The organism is Pedobacter borealis DSM 19626 (assembly GCF_000708285.2).
GTDB lineage: Bacteria > Bacteroidota > Bacteroidia > Sphingobacteriales > Sphingobacteriaceae > Pedobacter > Pedobacter borealis.
The window spans coordinates 1-20,061 of record NZ_JAUG01000094.1 but is presented as its reverse complement, the minus strand read 5'-3'; the positions used below and the strand labels follow the sequence as shown (position 1 = coordinate 20,061).

The following is a 20,061-nucleotide window of genomic DNA, read 5'->3' as shown; positions in this document are numbered from 1 at the left end:
TTTGTGGCGTTTTAATCAAGTTTTCTGTTAAGACGGTCGTCACCCTGAATTTATTTCAGGGTCTTTCACGCTAAAAAGATGCTGAAATAAATTCAGCAGGACGATAAAGCGGGATTAGGCGTAAATAAGATATAATTTTCAGCAAATAATTATCGAACTCAGGTTAGTAAAAACCCTCATGAATTTATTTGTGTGTGGCATAAAAGTACGGAGCAGCGCGTTAACCCTGTTCAGCGTAATCAACATGTTACTGATTTTGGCTATTTTAGCTATTGATGTGATGGTTTTTTGCTGCCTTCCTCTTGGGTATCAGGCCGAATGGCAGACGTAAGTTGGTAGGAGATGGTATTTAAGATTGAGCTACCACTCATCAGGTATTTTATTTTGTATGTGCCTTCAGTACCACATTCCGGCCAAGGGTTTTAAACCTCACGGCATTGTCTTGTTCTACAGTAATGGTAATGTGGCCTGTTTTACTCGTGTTTATATCGCTTACCTTGCCAGACTTACCGATATGCGTTCCTTTAACCACAACGCAGTAGTCGCCATCTTTTAAATTTGTTGTTTCCATTTTAGTTTTTACAGGCCTGAGTTTGTTTCCGAACTCCGTAATTTTATTTCGGTATTGAGTTGGCGTAGCTTACTTTCTTAGTTAAAATTATAAAATTTTAATGGTTATCTAGCTTACCTTAAAATTAAGATAATGAAAAGATGTAAAATGCTGGTTATCCAGTCTCATCTAAGCACAAATTCCATTATCTTGTAAACGTTCGGTTTAATAAATCCAAAACCATTATTTTTGGTTGAAAGCTGACGCTATTTTAATGCTTATACCAAATATATCATGATCAAAAGATTAATATCTTTATTGTTGCTATTGATTTCTTTCGCGGGCTTTTCGCAGGAAACTACTAAAACATATCTTTCAGGAACAGATAAAGACCATACTAAACAATGGGATTTTTATTGTACCGCCGGTCGTAAAAGTGGCATATGGACTAAAATACCTGTACCATCTAACTGGGAATTACAGGGCTTTGGAACTTACAACTATGGGCATGATAAAGTTAAAGCCAGCGAACAGGGCATTTATCGTTATGAGTTTCCGGTGGGTAAAATAACAGGGAAAAAAGTATTCCTGGTTTTTGAAGGCGCTATGACCGATACTAAGGTTAGTATTAACGGAAAGCTGGCCGGAGACCTGCACCAGGGCGGATTTTATCGGTTTAAATATGATATTACCACACTGTTAAAACCCGGACAGCAGAACCTATTGGAAGTTACGGTTGATAAAGTATCGGCAAATGCGTCGATTAATAAAGCAGAAAGAACAAGCGATTTTTGGATTTTTGGTGGCATTTTCCGACCGGTTTACCTGGAAACTGTACCAAACAAATTTATAGAAAGAGTTGCGGTTAATGCTAAGGCCGATGGAACCTTTCAGCTTGATGTTTATGGTCAAAATTTGGCTGCAGATGATATTTTTGAAGCCCAGGTGAAAAAACTAACTGGCGAAAATGTGGGGAAAGCATTTGCTGTAAAAGCGAATTCGGAGAATGGTATGAAGACCCTGAAAGCCACTTTCTCAAACCCTTTATTATGGAGTAGCGAATTCCCTAATTTATATCAGGTGGTGGTGCGGATCAAAAATAAACAGAAAATTATTCATCAGGTAAAACAAAAGTTCGGTTTTCGTACGCTTGAACTGCGTAATGGCGATGGTTTTTATGTTAATGGTTCGAAAATGGTTTTAAAAGGTGTTAATCGTCACAGTTTTTGGCCCGAAAGTGGACGCACATTAAGTCGCGAAGTACATTTAATGGATGTGAGGTTAATGAAAGAAATGAATATGAACGCCGTTCGCATGTCGCATTATCCACCCGACGAAGAATTTTTAGATATTTGCGACTCGTTAGGACTGTATGTGATTAATGAATTAACGGGCTGGCAGGCAAAATACGATAACACAGTTGGGCACAGGCTCGTAAAAGAACTTGTAATCAGGGATGTTAACCATCCATCCATTGTTTTTTGGGCCAATGGCAACGAGGGAGGGTTTAATACCGATCTTGATAATGATTATGCCCTATACGATCCCCAGAAACGTACCGTAATTCATCCATGGGAGAAATTTAACGGAACCGATACCAAACATTACCCAGATTATAATTATATGGTTAAGGCTGCTACTTCAGGACAGGAGGTTTTCTTTCCGACTGAATTTATGCATGCACTTTATGATGGTGGTGCTGGTGCGGCTTTAGATGATTTCTGGAATCAAATGCTGATTCACCCGCATGGTGCCGGTGGTTTTATTTGGGCTTTGGTGGATGAAAACGTGATCCGTACAGATAAAAATGGTATTTATGACGGTGATGGAAACCACGCACCTGACGGAATTGTTGGCCCACATCGCGAAAAGGAAGCCAGTTTTTACACCATAAAGGAGATATGGTCTCCGGTTTTTGTCGATCTGGCTAAAATTGACAGTGATTTTAATGGTAAAATCGCGATCGAGAACCGTTTCAATTTTACCAATCTTGATCAATGTACTTTTAAATGGAAATTGCTTAGTTTCCCATCGGCTAACGCTGCAGGAACAAAAGCTATTGTAAATGCCAGTGGAGCAACGGCTTCTAAGCTTAAGCCCGGTGCAAAAGGTACGCTTGATCTGGATTTGCCAAAATCGTGGGCACAAAGTGATGCCTTATATTTAAGCGCTTATGGGGCTGATAAGAAGGAAATATTTACCTGGAGCTGGCCGATAAAAACTGCCCGCTTGATTACAGAGAAGCAAGAAACTACGCTGTCCAATTCAGGAGTAAGAGCCGAAGAAACTAACCAGTCGCTCCTGATTAAACAGGATGGTATGAGCTACTATTTTGAAAAGGCAACGGGTTATCTGGAGAAAGTTGTTAAGGGGAATACCATTATTTCTTTGTCAAAAGGTCCGGTGTTGGCTGGTGTAAATACCGAATTGAAAAGTTTTAATCATAAAGCAGAAGGCGCAAAGTATATCGTTGAGTCTGATTATCAGGGTGCTGGTAATTTGCATGCGAAGTGGATATTTGAAACCGGAAAGCTGGTAAAACTCGAATATCAATTTAATCAGCAGGGTGATGCTGATTTTATGGGTATTAGCTTTAATTATCCTGAAGATAAAATTACCGGAATGAAATACCTTGGCCGTGGCCCGTACCGCGTTTGGAAAAACAGGTTAAAAGGTCAGCAGTTTGGGGTTTGGCATAAGGATTACAATAATTCGATCACTGGCGAAACCTGGGGCTACCCTGAATTTAAAGGTTATCATGCCGAAGTGAACTGGGTGGCTGTAGAAAATAAGGAAGCCCCATTTACGGTTTATATACCCGATCAGGATACTTATCTGCAAATGTTAAGGCCTGCCCGTGAAGCTGTGGCATTAAGCAACAACAATGTAGAGCCGGCCTTCCCAGAAGGGAGTATCGGTTTCTTAAAAGGGATAAGTGCTATCGGGACCAAGTTTCAGTCGGCTTTATTATTGGGACCTCAAAGCCAGAAAAACAAAACAGACGGAAAAACTTTTAAGGGGACGCTATTATTTGATTTTGGAAAATAAGCATTTTAATCCCTTAGGTTAAAACAGCACGGCAAAATCCTATTTAATCCGTATTTTTAACGATATGAAGATTGTGTTTTTTTCTGCGAAGCCTTACGACCGTGAATTTTTTGAAAGCTGTAATAAACATTACGATTTTGAATTAGAATTTTGGGAAACTCATCTGGGGCCTCATATTGCCGATGCGATAAAAGCAGGTACCGATGCTGTTTGTGTATTTGTGAACGATAAACTAACGGCTGATGTTATCGCTATACTGGCACAAAAAGGGGTGAAAATTATTGCTTTGCGTTGTGCAGGCTTTAATAATGTAGATCTGAGCGCTGCCAAACAATACGGGATCCGTGTTTGCCGCGTTCCGGCTTATTCGCCACAGGCCGTTGCAGAACATGCTGTGGCCATGCTGCTTACGTTAAACCGTAAAACCCATAAGGCCTATAACCGCGTACGCGAACAGAATTTTTCGCTTTCAGGTTTAATGGGTTTCAATCTTTTTGGCAAAACAGTAGGCGTAATCGGCACAGGGAAAATTGGCGCTGCTTTCTGTAAAATTATGCTTGGTTTTGGCTGTGCTGTACTGGCTTCTGATCCTTTTGTGAATAAATCATTGCAAAGTGCAGGAGTAAAATATTTGCCTTTTCATGAAGTAATAAAAGATGCCGATATTGTTTCGTTGCATTGCCCGCTCACACCGGAAAACCATTATCTAATTGGATCAAATAGCTTATCGACGATGAAAAAAGGTGTTACGCTAATCAATACAAGCAGAGGCGGGTTGATTAATACACGAGAGGTGATTGAAGCACTAAAAACAGGCCAACTTGCGGCGCTGGGAATTGATGTATACGAGCAGGAAGAACAACTCTTTTTTAAAGATCTTTCAGCAAGTATTATTGGTGATGATGATATTCAGCGGCTAATTAGTTTTCCGAATGTTTTGCTTACCGGGCATCAGGCTTTTTTTACGCAAGAGGCCTTAACAGAAATTGCGGAGTCTACCCTAAAAATAGTTAAAATATTGTTAGACGATAATGCTGGGGAGATAGTTTCAGATGCAATATTGGTCTAACAGGGTAGACGGTTGCATGGAGTTTTTGCTAAGCTGATCTCTCCAAAATCTCCATGCGTCCGTTGTATTGCTATTTAATAATAAGAAGTATTAAGGTTGTTGTTCTGCCTTTCTGCGGCCTCGATAGGGGCATAATTAGAAAGAATAAGCGCTTCGCCCTTTTTAATGCACACATCATGTTCAAAATGCACAGATGGACTTCCATCAGCAGTTCTGATCGTCCAGCCGTCATCATCTAGGAAAACGTCTTTTTTGCCCATATTTATCATAGGTTCAATGGCCAGTACCAGGTTTTCTCTTAAGAGTAAACCGTTGCCTTTACGGCCATAATTCGGTACCTGTGGATCTTCATGCATATCTTTCCCTAAGCCATGGCCTACCAGATCTCTTACTACGCCATAGCCCTGCTTTTCGTTATGGCTTTGGATAGCTGCACCAATATCGCCAATGCGTTTGCCCACAACAGCTTCTTTAATTCCAAGAAAAAGCGATTCTTTAGTTGTTTTTACCAGGTTTAGTACTGCTGGCGATACTTCGCCGACGATAAAGGTATATGCATGATCGCCATGAAAACCGTTTTTTATGGTACCTACATCTACTGAGATAATATCGCCATCTTTCAGCTCATCTTTAGTCGGAAAGCCATGTACAACCACATCGTTTACCGAGGTAATAATATGGAAAGGAAAACCATTATAGTTGTAAAAGGAAGGTACGGCGCCATTATCAAGTATAAATTCGTTGGCTATTCTATCAATTTCAAGAGTTGTAATGCCTGGCTTTAATATTTTAGCTACTTCTGCAAGGGTATCGCTCACCAGTAGGGCACTGATCTGCATCAGTTCTACTTCTTCGTTGGTTTTATATAAAATCATTGCCGCAAATTTAGCAAAAGAAGCGGAAAGGAAAAAAGACGAAGCATTATGATGGAAGGACTGAATGATTGTTCATAGCTAAATTAAGAGCACAACCGGTAATCGAGTGTTAAAACTTTTCTGATTCTACTAATACCAACGAGCAGGTTTAAAGATTGCATATTTCCAACCAAGGTAAAACATAATTGTTAAATTAAGTTACCTTCATTGTAAATTATGTTATTGTAAATGTTTGATGTACAAAATGCTAAGAATGAAATGTTTTGGCTAAAAATAGGCTAATACTGTTGCTGTTGCCATTGCTTTTATACAATTCCGCAATAATGATCTGACATAAACATTTGTTTAATTTATAAAAAACAATAGTTTTTCGGCCCGTTTATTGTGAGCGGAAAGGAATATATTTAATTAATGGATGTTTACCATCCCGATAAATGAAAAATTATGGACAAATTTAAAAAAGTGCAAGATCTAATCTCTTCTGTCGAAGCAGACGCAACTAAATTTTATGATGGTGGTAATGCAGCAGCAGGTACGCGTGTACGTAAAGCAATGCAAGACCTAAAAGTTTTAGCCCAAGAAATTAGAGCTGAAGTAACTGATAAAAAAAATAGCGCTAAATAATTTGTTTTCGCTTTAAAAAAAGGCTGTATCATTAGTTGTGATTCCATTCGAACTTGTCACGTTGAGCTTGTCGAAACGCTTTGCGAGGCATTTAAACAAGTCCTTCGACGAGTTCAGGATGACATTCTATATTTATGATATAGCCTCTTTATTTTTATATGCTAGTCTAGGCCATTGCCTTTTATTATCCTTAATAGTTATTTATTCCGTTTACTGGTAATAAGTTTATCGGTGAAGAAATCACGGAAATCATTGTAGTAAAGGTCGCCAACAGTAAAGCTGGTATGGTTAGAAAGTGTTACTCTTGTTCCCTCAACATGTAAAATATGATTGATGGAAATAATATATCCCCTATGCAGCTGGATGAAGCCCTTTTTAAGGTTCAGTTGTTCTTTAACATCTTTCAAACTTAAATAAGCAATAATTATCTTCTCTTTTGTATGTATTTTGATATAGTTGTGGAAACTTTCAAAAGCAATTATATCTGCATAGCGCACTAAAACCGCTTTGTGGTCTTCTGATTTATTTTTGACCAAAAAATAAGTTTCCTGCCCTATATTTTCTATTTCTTCCTCAAAAACACGGTTTACCGTTAAGGCAAATTTAGCATAGCCATAAGGTTTAAGTAAATATGCATCTGCTTCTGCTTCGAATGCTTCAAAGGCATATTCTTCATGAGAGGTGGTAAATATCAGTTTCCTGGTTTTGGCGCGGATAGCTTTAGAAAGTTCGATGCCCGAAATCTGTGGCATTTGAATGTCCATAAATATCACATCTACCTGGTCAATCTTTTTAAGCTCGTTCAAAGCCACCACCGGATCGGTGTAACTCGCCAGAAGCTTCATATTCGGAGTATCTGCTATATATTTTTCAAGCCCCAAAATTGAGTTTTGTTGGTCATCAATGGCTATACACTTAATCATTTGTTAATTTTCCTTTGTATACATAACGAAATTACGCCTTTTCATACCGAAAATAGAACGCTTTATCCTGTTTTGCAGTAAATTTTCTTTCTATTGGCTAATTTAAGGTAAAATAAGTGCTTTATGATGTATACAGGAGTAATTAAATGGTATAATCCGATACGAGGTTTCGGATTTATTGCACCCGATGGTTTATGCAGATGACCAGAAATTGATAGGAATTTATCGTCGTTCTTTAGTTATAGGAACCAAAGTTCGATTTAATTTAGAACAAGGGCAGGTAGGATGCCAAGCTACTAATATTGTAGTTCTAAATATGGACTTTGAATAACACTTGCGCCGATCTGTAACGAAAACAGACCGATCTATGTAACCTAGTGCTGAAAATAAGGACAGAATACGATCTTCGTTTACCATCAATGAAAATGTAGAAATTTTGATCTAGACGGCGTTTTGTTTGGGCGCAATAAACATTAATTTTTTTTATTTAACATCTACCTATTAACTTTTCATATCTAGATTATCTCTCTTTCCTATCTAAATTAGCGCTCTTTTTTAGATAGGAATTATTTTTTTTCAGCTAACGTTTTTGCTTAAATTCGTCATACTCCTTAGGGTAAGGATATATTTAAAGCAATTGTTTATGAATTTCAAAACCTTGGTTCTTTTGTTGAGTACAGTTTCCACTGCACTTATTGGTGGTCTTTTTTATGCGTACTCCTGTTCGGTTATTCCGGGCCTTGCACGTCTTTCTGATGCTTCTTTTTTACAAGCTATGCAATCAATCAACTGGGCTATTTTAAATCCGTTGTTTTTTATTTCTTTTATGGGTACGCTAGTCATATTACCCATAAGTGTTTGGTTTTTTAGAGAACAAGCTATTGTATTTTACCTCCTTTTAGCAGCAACATTATTATATTTTGGCGGTGTTTTTCTGGTTACCATAATAGGTAATGTACCGCTGAATGACCTATTGGATCAGGCAGACCTTAGTAAACTTGGTGCAACAGAACTATCTGCATTGCGAGAAAAATTTGAGCCCAGCTGGAATTTATTCCATCGGATCAGAACCATTGCCTCATTTATCTGTTATACCGTTTTCCCTGAAAAGAGGGATAGTGTGAAAATAGATCCCTTGTCTTTGTTATTACAGAAAGAAAGCAAACAAAAGGCTTTACACCCTGATTTTGATATGCCAAGACTTAAAAATAGCTGCTTTTCCATCAAAAGTATGATAAAAGGAAAAAACCAGGATATTTATGCCACTTTATTGAATGTTAACACAGCAAATGGAGCTAAAAAACAACTTCTACTTAGTAAAAACACTATGGTTGGCGAACAAGCCAAAGGTGATATTAATGGAGTTGCGGTGCCAATTAAGTTAATAGGAAAAGATCAGGAGAACGACCTGGTTTTATTTGAACTTGACCAACGGATAACCAGTGGGATTGATTTAAATGTTTCTGATAGCGATAGCGTTAGAATAGAGATGGGGAAATTTCTTTATAGCATTGATCCCGCTGGTAAAGTGATGCGCAGTGTTTTGGGCAGCACGCCATTTAATTTGCCGAAAATTAACAGTCAACCTTATTTAGGCGCAATGGTGGTTTATAATTCCAGCCCCGTTCAGTTTTCGTTAATCAAAGAAGGCAGTCCGGCAGAAAAAGCAGGCATAAAAGTTGGCGATGAACTGATCAGCATGAATGGTAAACTGATAAAAAAAGCAAGTGAATTTGCCCCAGAAATAATGAAATATTGGGTAGATGATGAAGTTTCTTTTGAATGGGAAAATGCTTCAGGTAAGATGAGTAAAACATTAAAACTAGAGGGGCGGGGTCAGTCGGTATTTAATCACCCGGCAGAGAAATTTGAAGGTGGAAAGTCGGAGCGAAGAGATGGTTTTAATGCTGTTTTTACGCACGATGCAGCCGTTAAAGCCAGTGCCTGCGGTTCTCCTGTTTTCGATTGGAAGGGTAATTTTTATGGGATTAACATCGCCAGGTTTAGCAGAACTACTACTGTTGTGGTACCTAAGAAAACAATTGTTAAGTTTGTTTTGAAGACTATTCAATAAAGTATCTTCCTAATCTTGTCTAAAAATAAATGTCATTCTGAACGCAGTGAAGAATCTCAGGCTAAAGAGAGTCGGACCAAAACTTCTCTATTGGAATAAATCTATCTTAAAAAGATTCTTCACTGCGTTCAGAATGACAACTATGGATGTCACACTGAGCGTAGTCGAAGGGCATTTATTTGCGATTTATTAATCTCAACAAGTCTTCGACTACGCTCAGACTGACAACTACTGCGTTTTTCTAGTGGTCGGTGTCTCACCGACCACTACTTAGGATTTACTACCAAATATATTTCGGTCGGTGAGACACCGACCGATAAGGACTGCCTAAACCGAAGAGCGCTGCGCCTGCTTTCTAAAAAACGGTACGTTATGCATAATTCTTTGGAGCGGTTTGCCTGTGCTACTATTAAAGTTTGTTCCCGTGCTTTGCTGTATCCCTCCGCTGCGCTTCGGGGATGCCGCTACGCCCGGGGCTAAGCACTTTTTTCTGCAAGGAAGCTGATGCATACGTAATTACCTGAATTTATCTAAACACTCCGGCCCTGTGATGAATTAATTTTGGTAAGCTTGCTTTAGGCTTTGTTTACTACACAGCCCCTGGTAAAATAAACCTTATTGTAGCGGCTATCCTTTTTGTTGCAAGACTATAATCGTTTATGCAATTAATTCACAAAAAGATAGAAGCGGAAAGAAGGACTGCACAAACCGAAGAGCGCTGCACCTGCTTTCCAAAAAACGATATGTTATGCATTATTATTCTTTCTAGTAGGTGGTGTCTCACCGACCACTGAGGAAGATTCTTCACTGCGTTCAGAATGACAACTAAGGAATGAAACGATGAGTCTATTTCTTCAGCAAGGTATCAATCTCTGTATTAAATTCTTTCACAAATTCATCATAAAATTTACCGGTTGCGGGGCCATTAAAACCCGTATGGATCTGCGCAACATTTCCTTGTTTATTAATAATGATCGTGGTTGGGAATGATAAAAAAGAATCGAGGGCAGGTAATGATTCTGATACCACCTGTTTATCGGCAGTGCCTGCAATAACCTGGTCGTAATCAATCCCAAAACGTTCGCGGAAACGCGTCATCACCTTTTTTGCATATTCAGGTTCGGTTGAGCGTTCATAATGCAAAGCAATAATTTCTACACCACGTTTCTTGTTTTCTTTATACCAGGGCGCTATAAAAGTAGCTTCGTCAACACAATTTGGGCACCAGCTTCCGGTTATGGTTAAAATCACCACCTTGTTTTTATATTTTTCATCCTTTAACGAAATCTTTTTGCCGTTTACGTCGGGGAAGCTAAAATCAAGCGTTTTGTAGCCTTTTTTCAGGTAGGTAAGTTTGTAAGGATCGGGCAGGGCAGCATCTTTATTTTTAATTCCGGTAAAAGGCTGGCTTCCCCTTGCGCCTAAAATTTCGCCAGTTAGGGAGCCATCTGGCTGAAAAGTTCCTCTGTAATAGGAAGGAGAGGAGCCAATAAAGCTGGAAAGTTGAAATTCATTTCCTTCTACTACACCTTCCAGATAACGTGAATCGCCTGTTACACGTAGAAAAGTGCCAGTAAGTTTGTTACCAGTTTGCTTAAATAAACCTACTGTTTTCTCTTCCTTACCATTTGGCGATTTAAAAACTACATCATAACTGCCAGAATAGTCCGCCGTTGCAGGTTTATCTGTTGTTTTAAAACGGTAATTTTTTCGTTCAGCAACAATGGTTAAAGGTTTGCCGGCTTTATCCTGTTTCCTTAATGTGCCTGTTAATTGATCACCATCTATCGCAAATGCGAGTTCGTTATCAAATTGATCCAGTTTTACGAAAAGCGAATCGGCTGTTTGTTTTACAAGGCCACCTTCGAAACTTTCTTCAGCATTGCGGAAATATAATTTCTGCTGACCGCTTTTTTCGCTGATTTCGAAGTTAAAGGGGATTTCTAATCCTTCCTTAACCTTAGCTATTCCACGCCAGCTGCCGAGGGCAACAAAAACATTTTGTTTTTTCTCTTTAAGTTTTGCGGCTTGATTATTTGTTGATGCAATATGGTCCTGAGCATAGGTGAAAGTTATTGATATGGCCAATACGGCTGTTAAAAGGGATTTTAGTTTCATTGGGATGTGTATTTGTCGACTAAATTAGTAGACAAAGATATGGATGTAATTGGCAAAGAAAAAATTTTTCAACAAAAATCTATAAAAACTATAGGATAAATGGAATTAATTATACCTTTGCCCCAGTTATTTTAAAATACTTATCAAGAAAGGCGGAGGGAATGGCCCTGTGAAGCCTTAGCAACCATCTAAATTTTTAGAAATGGTGCTAATTCCATCCCGGATGAATCTGGGGTAGTTAAGTCAGTTGTTTGCGTTATCCTTATAAGAACTATATGGAGCACTTCTGATTTAAGGGGTGCTTTTTTTTTGCCCTGAATGCGTTCTTGAAATTAAATTATGCATTAAATAAAATCATTCAAATGAAAAAGACAGACGAGCTGAAATCTATTAATGTAAACCTTAACGCATGCTTCCGAATGCGTGGAGCCTGTTAAAATTGCTCCATTTTAACAGGCTTTTTTAGGCTTACCATTCCTTTATTCTCTTTAAAAACAAACACGGTTTTAGACGTGGTGGAATTGTTTTGCCCAAAAATATTATCCCTTTTAACTAATTATTAACTACACAATATGTTTAAAAATTTAAAATCAATAACGTTTATCCTGCTGTTCTTGCTGGCGCAAAAGCTTTTCGCTCAGGATGTAACGATTACCGGAACGGTAAAGTCGGCAGATGGTGAAACACTCCCTGGTGTTTCCATTTTAATAAAAGAAACCAAACAAGCCACCATTTCTGATGCAAAAGGAGCTTTTTCTATTCATGCACCAGATAAGGGTACATTGGTATTTTCCTATATCGGTTTTAAGAGCCAGGAAATACAGATCAAGAAAAATGCCGGCCCCATTTCGATCATTCTTCAGTCTAGTGATAATGCGCTTGATGAGGTAGTGGTTACTGCATTGGGTATTTCGAGGCAGAAGAAATCGCTTGGTTATGCTGTTCAGGAATTAAAAGGACAGGATTTGGCCGAAGCTAAAGAATCCAACCTGGTAAATGCTCTGGCCGGAAAAATAGCAGGTGTAAGGGTAACTAATAGTCAGGGGAGCATGGGTTCCTCGCGTGTGGTCATCAGGGGAGAAACATCTATTGCCGGAAATAACCAGCCATTATTTGTGGTTGATGGGATTCCGGTAGATAATTCTCAGTTAAATTCGGCTGGGGCAAGAGATTATGCCAATACCATTTCAGACATTAATCCAGAAGATATAGAATCGATGAGTGTGTTAAAAGGACCAAATGCCGCTGCATTATACGGTTCGAGGGCTGCGGCAGGTGTCATTCTCATTAAAACCAAAACAGGTAAATCGAAAAAAGGATTAGGCATTGCCATCAATTCAAACGCGGTTTTAGAAACCTTGCTTACGCTACCCGTGTATCAAAATGCTTTCGGTCAGGGATCGGAGGGCAAATTTAGTTATGTAGATGGTGCAGGTAAAGGCATTAACGATGGAGTAGATGAAAGCTGGGGACCAAAATTGGATGGCAGATTAATTCCACAATTTTATTCGAAGGGAGTAGCCGTTCCATTTGTAGCGCATCCTGATAATGTACGTGATTTCTTTCAAACGGGATATTCATTAAATAATGGGGTATCTGTTGCAGATGCAGGTGAAAAGTATGATTACCGGATTTCATATAATAACCTAAAACAGGTAGGTATAGTACCAAACTCCGGACAGGGCAAAAATTCATTTGTATTGAATACTACAGTAAAAGTAACACCCAAATTAAGTTTAACCGCAAATGCAAACTACAGCAAACTTAATTCTGATAATTTACCTGGAACGGGTGGTTCGAGATCTACCAGTACCATGTTGCAGTTTACCTGGTTCGGCCGTCAGGTTGATATCAACCAATTGAAAGATTATTTGGATGAAAATGGAAAAACGTTTAACTGGAACAATAGCTATTACAGCAATCCTTATTGGGTAGCTTACGAAAATACCGTATCGCAAAACCGTAGCCGGATTATTGGAAGTTTAGCGCTGAATTATAAGATTATTGATGGGCTTGATTTCAATTTCAGATCAGGAACGGATTATTATAATGATAGGCGCAAAGTTAGGATTGCATATGGTACCAATGGAACGCCTTTCGGCTCTTATACTGAGAGTGCCTTTACAGTAAGTGAAAATAATACAGATGCGACATTAAACTTTAACAAACAATTGAATGACGATTTTAGTCTTGAATTGTTAGGTGGTGGGAACATCCGCAGGCAATATATCGAGCAGAACGATCAAAGTGCACCTAAATTGGCCATTGCAGGACTGTATACCCTTAAGAATTCGCGCGACCCTTTAATTTCATCAAATAATTTATCGCGGTTAAAATCTTACAGTGTTTATGCCTCTGGACAGATTGGTTTCAGGAATTACCTTTTTGCCAACATCACGGCCCGTAACGATTGGTCATCTACCTTACCAGCGCAAAACAGATCGTATTTTTACCCATCATTTAACGGAAGTTTTGTAGCAACAGAAGCATTTGACATTAAAAGTGAAGCGCTTAACTACTTAAAAATACGTGGAGGCTGGTCTAAAGTAGGTAAAGATGCAGATCCTTATCGCTTGATCAATACTTATGCATTTAGTGCGCCGTTTAACGCAAACCCTCAACTTACCACAAGTAATATCGACCTTAATCCTAACCTTAAACCAGAAACTACCACTTCAACAGAACTGGGTGTTGAGGCTGTTTTCTTTAACAAAAGGTTACGTTTCGATTTAAGTGCATATAACACCAATAGTTACAATCAGATTTTGGCTGCCGATGTAAGTCAAAGTACCGGATTTAGTTCAAAACTGCTTAATGCCGGAAAAATAAACAACAAAGGTATAGAAGCACAGTTGGGTATTACACCAATTAAAAAACAGTTTACCTGGGATATTGATTTCAATTTTGCTGCTAATAGAAGTAGGGTAATTGAACTTGATGCTGAAAAATTATTGACGAATTATATTGTGGCTACCAACTCAGCACAGGTTATTGCTACCGTTGGACAACCTTATGGATCATTGTTCGGAACCGCCTTTTTAAGAGATGGCAATGGAAATATCATTGTAAACGCTACAGGTGCGCCAACTACAAATCCAACCAAACAGGTATTGGGAAAATATACACCAGATTGGATTGGTGGGGTGTACAATACCTTCACGTATAAAGGCATAAGTTTAGGTGTATTGGTTGATGCGAGTATTGGTGGTTCTATCTACAATGGTACCTATGCAACAGGCACGTATACAGGAGTATTGGCTTCTACACTTCCTGGAAGAGCAACAGAATATGGCGGAATCTCATATTATTATCCGGATAATAAAAAGGAAAATGGCACCGTAAGGGTAAACGGAACCACTCCGGCAGGTGTAACGGTTTATGATGATGGGATTGTTTTTGATGGCGTAACTGCCGATGGTAAACGCAATGAAAAAGTATTGCCTGCGCAACAATATTATAAATCGTTCAGAAACATTGATGAAGCAAATATATTCGATGCTTCATATGTAAAACTCCGTGAGGTTAAATTAAGTTATAACCTGCCATCAAAATGGCTCCGCCCATTAAGTTTACAGGGCGTTTCAGTATCGCTTGTGGGACGCAATCTTTGGATTATCCACCGCAACACAGTAGATATCGATCCGGAAGTAGCTTTTAATACGGGTAACGGTCAGGGTTTAGAAAGTCTTTCTAATCCAAGCACACGCAGTTACGGTATAAACCTGAATGTTAAATTTTAATCTTACCATCATGAAAAATAAAAAACTATATATACTGGCTATTCTGGCAATTGCATTTTCATCTTGTAATAAAGAGCTTGATGAGGTAAATATTAATCCGAATGCTCCGGAAATTCCACAACCCGATTATTTACTTACTGGTACCACTAAAACTACAGCTGATACGTATTGGGGGGTAACCAATAACATGAACTCGAGTCTGCTCTTTGCACAACACTGGGCTAAAGTTCAATATACCGAAGAAGATCGTTATATCTTTTCTAACAGTAGTTTTACTTCTTTATGGTCTACTGGTTATGCGCAAAGTATTGCTGGCTTTAATAAAATTATCGAATTGGGCGATGCACAGAGCAATCCAAATTATAAAGGTGTAGCCCTGATACTGAGATCGTGGGTGTTTTTGTTACTTACCGATGCTTATGGGGATATACCGTACGCACAGGCTGGGAAAATCAAACAGTTTGTTACACCGGTTTACGATAAACAAAAGGATGTTTACTATGGTATTCTTAATGATTTAAAGACCGCACAGGCAGCTTTAGATCCAGCTTCAGGAAAAGTTATAGGTGGAGATGTGATTTATAGCGGCAATATTGCTTTATGGAAAAAGTTTGCCAATTCTTTACGCCTTCGCATCGCATTACGCATTGCAGATAAAGAGCCAGCTAAAGCTAAACAGGTAATTGATGAAATACTTGCAGAAGGTGGTACTTATATTAATAGCAAATCGGAGAATGCACAACTGTTCTACAGCGATTCACCTCAGCAAAATCCGGTAGCAGCCTCATTCGAAACCAGGAATGATTACCGGATCAGCAAAACCATCGTGGATAAACTTTTTGCACTAAATGATCCTAGGTTACCAGTTTATGCAAGCAAAACTGATAATGCTACACCTCAAACGTATGTAGGCATTCCGAATGGCTCAACAAATTCAGAAGCCAGTGCAATAGGTTTGGCAAATTCTTCCAGACCAGGAACTTATTTTTTAGCACCAAAAGCACCTGCTGTGATTTTTAGCTATGCCGAACTGCTTTTTGATAGGGCAGAAGCCGCTGCAAGAGGTTTTACTGCCGAAAATGCAGCTGATCTGTATAAACAGGCCATCAGGGCATCATTTGATCAATACAGTGTAGGTGGAAGTGTTGTTGATAATTATATTAATCAGGCTTCAGTACAATATGATGCAGGTAATTATAAAAAATCAATCGGTGAACAAAAATGGATTGCTTTATTTGGTCAGGGGTTAGAAGCCTGGACAGAGCAGAGAAGGTTAGATTATCCGCAATTAACTGCATCTGTTAATACGGTGTTGAATGGCAAAATTCCGGTACGTTTTATTTATCCAGGTTCTGAACAATCGTTAAACGGACAGAATTATAAAAATGCGGTGAGCAGCCAGGGTGCAGATTTATTAACCACCAAACTTTGGTTTGATGCTTTTTAATCCAATCGTGTCGTCAGATGTTACCATCTGACGCTTATACCAAAAACGTCCCGGTTTAAATCGGGACGTTTTTGTTTGAAATTTTAAAGAAAGAGGTATCTCGTGTGTTGGAGTTCCTGCTTTCTTCCAGGTATTCATCTGGCTAAATCTTCGGCAGCATTACTTGCCCTGTTTTTCAGATCTTCGGTATATCCTTTTGCTTTATCTACCCATCCTGGAGCCTTATCCAATAGCTCATCAACTATCGATTGTCCGGTAATTGGATCTTTCTTCGTGATATATTTTACACCGGCATAAACTGCGGCGCCAATAATTGCTGTTTTTAAAATTCCCATGTTCTTTCTTTTTTTTCTTAATTAAACATTTTAAGACCGTTAAAAGTTTTAGACAATTTCCTATACCGGTTGTTACATATTGTTGTTGCATGGCGCATTTTTATTCCGCTCATTTAACATTATTTTGTCGATGTACTGCAGGATATTACATGTAACGCGCTATTTATTCATTACAATTACTAAAGTTAATAATGCCGGATAATAACAGCTGGTCTCATATTAAAAAAAGAATTTAGCTCGTTTCTCAGTTCCAAATGATTGCTTTTTAAGCAAGTAATTGCGTGGCCGGCTTGCCTCGCCATGATGAATTTTCTTAAATGCCATCGATAAACATCTGGTATGGCGATAAAAATTTTACAGATTATCACTATTAAATTTTTATATTTCGAGCAAAATTACCTTAAACTAAATCGAACAACTCGCACAGGGAATCATCAATGGGCTAAACCATAAACTGATTGTTAGGGGAGATACTCTACCTTCACCCGATTAACATTGAAAACACAAATGAACAAGTCAGATCAAATTACCGGTTACATCAAACAAGGGGCATTAGGCCTTGCAGTTTCACTTTTTTCCGTTGGAAGTATTAAGGCCCAGAGTATTATACCCATCGAAACTGCACATAATGCTCTGGTGTTGCAAGCCAATGCAAAAAAAGATGTAAACACTATATTTTTTGGAAAAAAACTGGCCAATAAGGAAGAATACGCCCAAGTTACCGCGCAATATAAACAGACTGAAGATTATACAGGTCAGCTAAATTCGGTGTATACGCCTTCAGGATCGAGAAACCTGGTAGAACCAGCTATTAGCGTTACCCATGCCGATGGCAATAACTCACTCGATCTGAAATACGTTGACCATACCGTAACGGCTATTGATGATAATGTGAGTCTACTTAAAATCAGGTTGAAAGACCCGGTTTACAATTTCGAAGTCACCATGTTTTATAAGTCTTTTTATAAACAAGATGTAATAGAACAATGGACGGAGATTAAACACAGTGAGAAGGGTACAGTGGTATTGCATAAATACGCCTCGGCCAATCTGCATTTAAAATCACCGCGTTTTTGGTTAAACCAGTACCATGGCGATTGGGCCAAAGAAATGCAGCCAGAGCAAAGTGAAATTACCCATGGTATTAAAACTTTGGATAGCAAACTGGGCACAAGGGCAAATTTGTTTCAACCTTCTGTTTTTATGATTTCGTTAGATAAGCCTGCTGAAGAAAATGAAGGCAATGTTTTGTATGGAGCCATGGAATGGAGCGGTAACTTTAAGATCGATCTTGAACTTGATTACCAGGATAACCTCCGCATTATTGCCGGAATGAACAATTATGCTTCGCCATACAGCTTAAAACCAGGTGAAGTTTTTACAACCCCTGCTTTTTTGTACACTTTTTCTGATCAGGGAAAAGGCGATGCCAGTAGGAAATTGCAAGATTGGGCACGTAATTATAAAATATTAGATGGAAAGGGCAGTAGGTTAACCCTTTTGAATAACTGGGAAGCTACTTATTTCGATTTTAATGAACAAAAATTGGCCGATTTGTTAAAAGATACCAAAAAACTGGGTGTCGATTTCTTTTTGCTTGATGATGGTTGGTTCGGGAACAAATATCCACGTAACGATGATCATGCCGGGCTTGGCGATTGGCAGGAGAACAAGAAGAAATTGCCAAACGGAATAGCATCTTTGGTAAAAGAGGCCGATAATGTAGGAACCAGATTCGGAATTTGGATAGAACCCGAAATGGTTAACCCTAAAAGCGAACTTTATGAAAAACATCCAGATTGGGTGGTAAAACAGCCGAACAGACCTGAATACTATTTTAGAAACCAATTAGAACTCGATCTGAGTAACCCAAAAGTACAGGATTTTGTTTTCGGTGTGGTAGATGGTCTGTTTACCAAAAATCCTAAACTGGCTTACATTAAATGGGATTGTAATGCCGTAATTTATAATGCATACTCCGCGCATTTAAAAAATCAATCACATTTTTACATCGATTATGTAAGGGGTTTGTATAGTGTATTGCAAAGAATCCGTGCTAAATATCCAACGGTGCCGATGATGTTATGTTCTGGGGGAGGTGGTAGGGTAGATTACGCTGCCTTACAGTATTTTACAGAGTTTTGGCCAAGTGATAATACCGACCCATTAGAGCGCGTATTTATGCAATGGGAATACTCTTATTTTTATCCCGCCATTAGTAGTTCCAACCATGTAACCGATTGGGGAAAACAGCCAATAAAATTCCGTACCGATGTAGCCATGATGGGTAAGTTGGGTTTCGATATTGTAGTGAGTAAATTACCTGAAAAAGAGCTTCAGTTCTGTCAGGAGGCGATTAAAAACTATAACGATGTAAAACAAACGATCTGGCAAGGTGAACAATACCGTTTGGCTAATCCACGTACCGGTAGCATAGCATCCATGTTGTATGTGAATGCGCAAAAAACCGAGGGTGTTATTTTCAATTACCTGGTAAACTTCCGTTATGGTGAAAACAGTAAGTATCCGATTAAGTTGAATGGTTTAGATGCAACAAAGAAATACCACATTAAAGAAATTAACCTTTATCCAGGTACAAAATCATCAATAGATGCTGCTAAAACCTATACTGGCGATTTCTTGATGAAAGTGGGCTTTAATCCTATTCTTAATACTACCAGAACCAGTGTGGTATTAAAACTGGAAGAAGCAAAATAATATGATTCGTCTTTAAATATAGTCCGTCATTGCGAGAAGGCTTTTTCAGCCGACGAAGCAATCTAAAAGATTAATACAATCGTAAGATTACTTCGTCGTTCTTCCTCGCAATGACGATTCTTCGCGAGGTAAGATAACAAAAGGATGCCTAATCCGCATTCCATGTATTGGTGGCCCACCAAACAATTATCCTTAATTCAACTCCTGCAATTGTCATTCTGAATGTAATGAAGAATCCTTTAATTCACGATATACATCCTTCGACTCCGCTCAGGTGACACACTGAGGGGAATAGATTGAATGCTGATTCCGTGGTTCGTGTCCTCACGAACCACCTGCGTTAGGTAATTTGCCGCCAAAATCTTGAACATTTTCACTATACACCATAGGCCCTTCGACTCCGCTCAGGTGACACACAGAGGGGAATAGATTGAATGCTGATTCCGTGGTTCGTGTCCTCACGAACCACCTGCGTTAGGTAATTTGCCGCCAAAATCTTGAACATTTTCACTATACACCATAGGCCCTTCGACTCCGCTC

The 20,061-nt window shown here is 38.8% G+C and carries 13 protein-coding genes and 1 riboswitch; of the genes, 8 read left to right on the top strand and 5 right to left on the bottom strand.

The genetic code is table 11. The features are described from left to right. The first annotated feature begins 178 nt into the window (after positions 1 to 178). Complete coding sequence (locus AW17_RS24310; protein WP_157280371.1) at positions 179 to 331, top strand: hypothetical protein; 153 nt, start codon at positions 179 to 181, stop codon at positions 329 to 331. A 48-nt stretch (positions 332 to 379) separates the two neighbouring features. Here the strand turns inward: AW17_RS24310 and AW17_RS19575 are convergent, their stop codons facing one another. Continuing rightward, entirely contained in the window at positions 380 to 571 is a 192-nt protein-coding gene (locus AW17_RS19575; protein WP_029279221.1) for an RNA-binding protein, read from the bottom strand. Positions 572 to 844: 273 nt separating this feature from the next. On the opposite strand from AW17_RS19575, the gene AW17_RS19570 reads away from it, so the two are divergent. Together AW17_RS19570 and AW17_RS19565 are read left to right on the top strand one after the other, a co-directional pair. Further along, complete coding sequence (locus tag AW17_RS19570) at positions 845 to 3,598, top strand: glycoside hydrolase family 2 protein (RefSeq protein WP_029279219.1); 2,754 nt, start codon at positions 845 to 847, stop codon at positions 3,596 to 3,598. 64 nt (positions 3,599 to 3,662) lie between these two features. Beyond that, positions 3,663 to 4,667: a 2-hydroxyacid dehydrogenase gene (locus AW17_RS19565; RefSeq protein WP_029279217.1), complete on the top strand. Its 1,005-nt coding sequence runs from the start codon at positions 3,663 to 3,665 to the stop codon at positions 4,665 to 4,667. Positions 4,668 to 4,741: 74 nt separating this feature from the next. Here AW17_RS19565 and map read toward each other — a convergent pair whose 3' ends face one another. Continuing rightward, on the bottom strand, positions 4,742 to 5,542 hold the full coding sequence (gene map, locus AW17_RS19560) for a type I methionyl aminopeptidase (protein ID WP_029279215.1): 801 nt from the start codon (positions 5,540 to 5,542) through the stop codon (positions 4,742 to 4,744). A gap of 444 nt (positions 5,543 to 5,986) precedes the next feature. Here map and AW17_RS19555 point away from each other — a divergent pair, with 444 nt between their 5' ends. Then, on the top strand, positions 5,987 to 6,166 hold the full coding sequence (locus tag AW17_RS19555; protein ID WP_029279213.1) for a histone H1: 180 nt from the start codon (positions 5,987 to 5,989) through the stop codon (positions 6,164 to 6,166). Positions 6,167 to 6,363: 197 nt separating this feature from the next. Here AW17_RS19555 and AW17_RS19550 read toward each other — a convergent pair whose 3' ends face one another. After that, a complete protein-coding gene (locus AW17_RS19550) occupies positions 6,364 to 7,089 on the bottom strand; it encodes a LytR/AlgR family response regulator transcription factor (RefSeq protein ID WP_029279211.1) in 726 nt (241 codons plus the stop codon). A gap of 643 nt (positions 7,090 to 7,732) precedes the next feature. Here AW17_RS19550 and AW17_RS23810 point away from each other — a divergent pair. Further along, on the top strand, positions 7,733 to 9,163 hold the full coding sequence (locus AW17_RS23810; RefSeq protein WP_083488783.1) for an anthrone oxygenase family protein: 1,431 nt from the start codon (positions 7,733 to 7,735) through the stop codon (positions 9,161 to 9,163). Between the two features lie 846 nt (positions 9,164 to 10,009). Here AW17_RS23810 and AW17_RS19540 read toward each other — a convergent pair. After that, the gene (locus tag AW17_RS19540) at positions 10,010 to 11,281 is read right to left on the bottom strand and encodes a peroxiredoxin family protein (RefSeq protein WP_051691983.1); all 1,272 of its coding nucleotides are present in this window, start codon (positions 11,279 to 11,281) and stop codon (positions 10,010 to 10,012) included. A gap of 137 nt (positions 11,282 to 11,418) precedes the next feature. Next, a riboswitch (SAM riboswitch) is annotated at positions 11,419 to 11,526 on the top strand. Between the two features lie 327 nt (positions 11,527 to 11,853). Between AW17_RS19540 and AW17_RS19535 the strand changes: the two genes are divergently transcribed. Beyond that, positions 11,854 to 15,021, top strand: a complete 3,168-nt coding sequence (locus tag AW17_RS19535; protein WP_029279205.1) for a SusC/RagA family TonB-linked outer membrane protein — start codon at positions 11,854 to 11,856, stop codon at positions 15,019 to 15,021. Between the two features lie 10 nt (positions 15,022 to 15,031). After that, complete coding sequence (locus tag AW17_RS19530; protein ID WP_029279203.1) at positions 15,032 to 16,468, top strand: SusD/RagB family nutrient-binding outer membrane lipoprotein; 1,437 nt, start codon at positions 15,032 to 15,034, stop codon at positions 16,466 to 16,468. Between the two features lie 134 nt (positions 16,469 to 16,602). Here the strand turns inward: AW17_RS19530 and AW17_RS19525 are convergent, their stop codons facing one another. Continuing rightward, positions 16,603 to 16,803, bottom strand: coding sequence for a hypothetical protein (locus tag AW17_RS19525; RefSeq protein ID WP_036670470.1), 201 nt, complete (start codon positions 16,801 to 16,803; stop codon positions 16,603 to 16,605). 507 nt (positions 16,804 to 17,310) lie between these two features. Between AW17_RS19525 and AW17_RS19520 the strand changes: the two genes are divergently transcribed. Then, positions 17,311 to 19,521 (top strand): alpha-galactosidase, encoded by a 2,211-nt coding sequence (locus tag AW17_RS19520; protein WP_029279201.1) that lies wholly within the window; start codon positions 17,311 to 17,313, stop codon positions 19,519 to 19,521. The last annotated feature ends 540 nt before the right edge of the window (positions 19,522 to 20,061 follow it).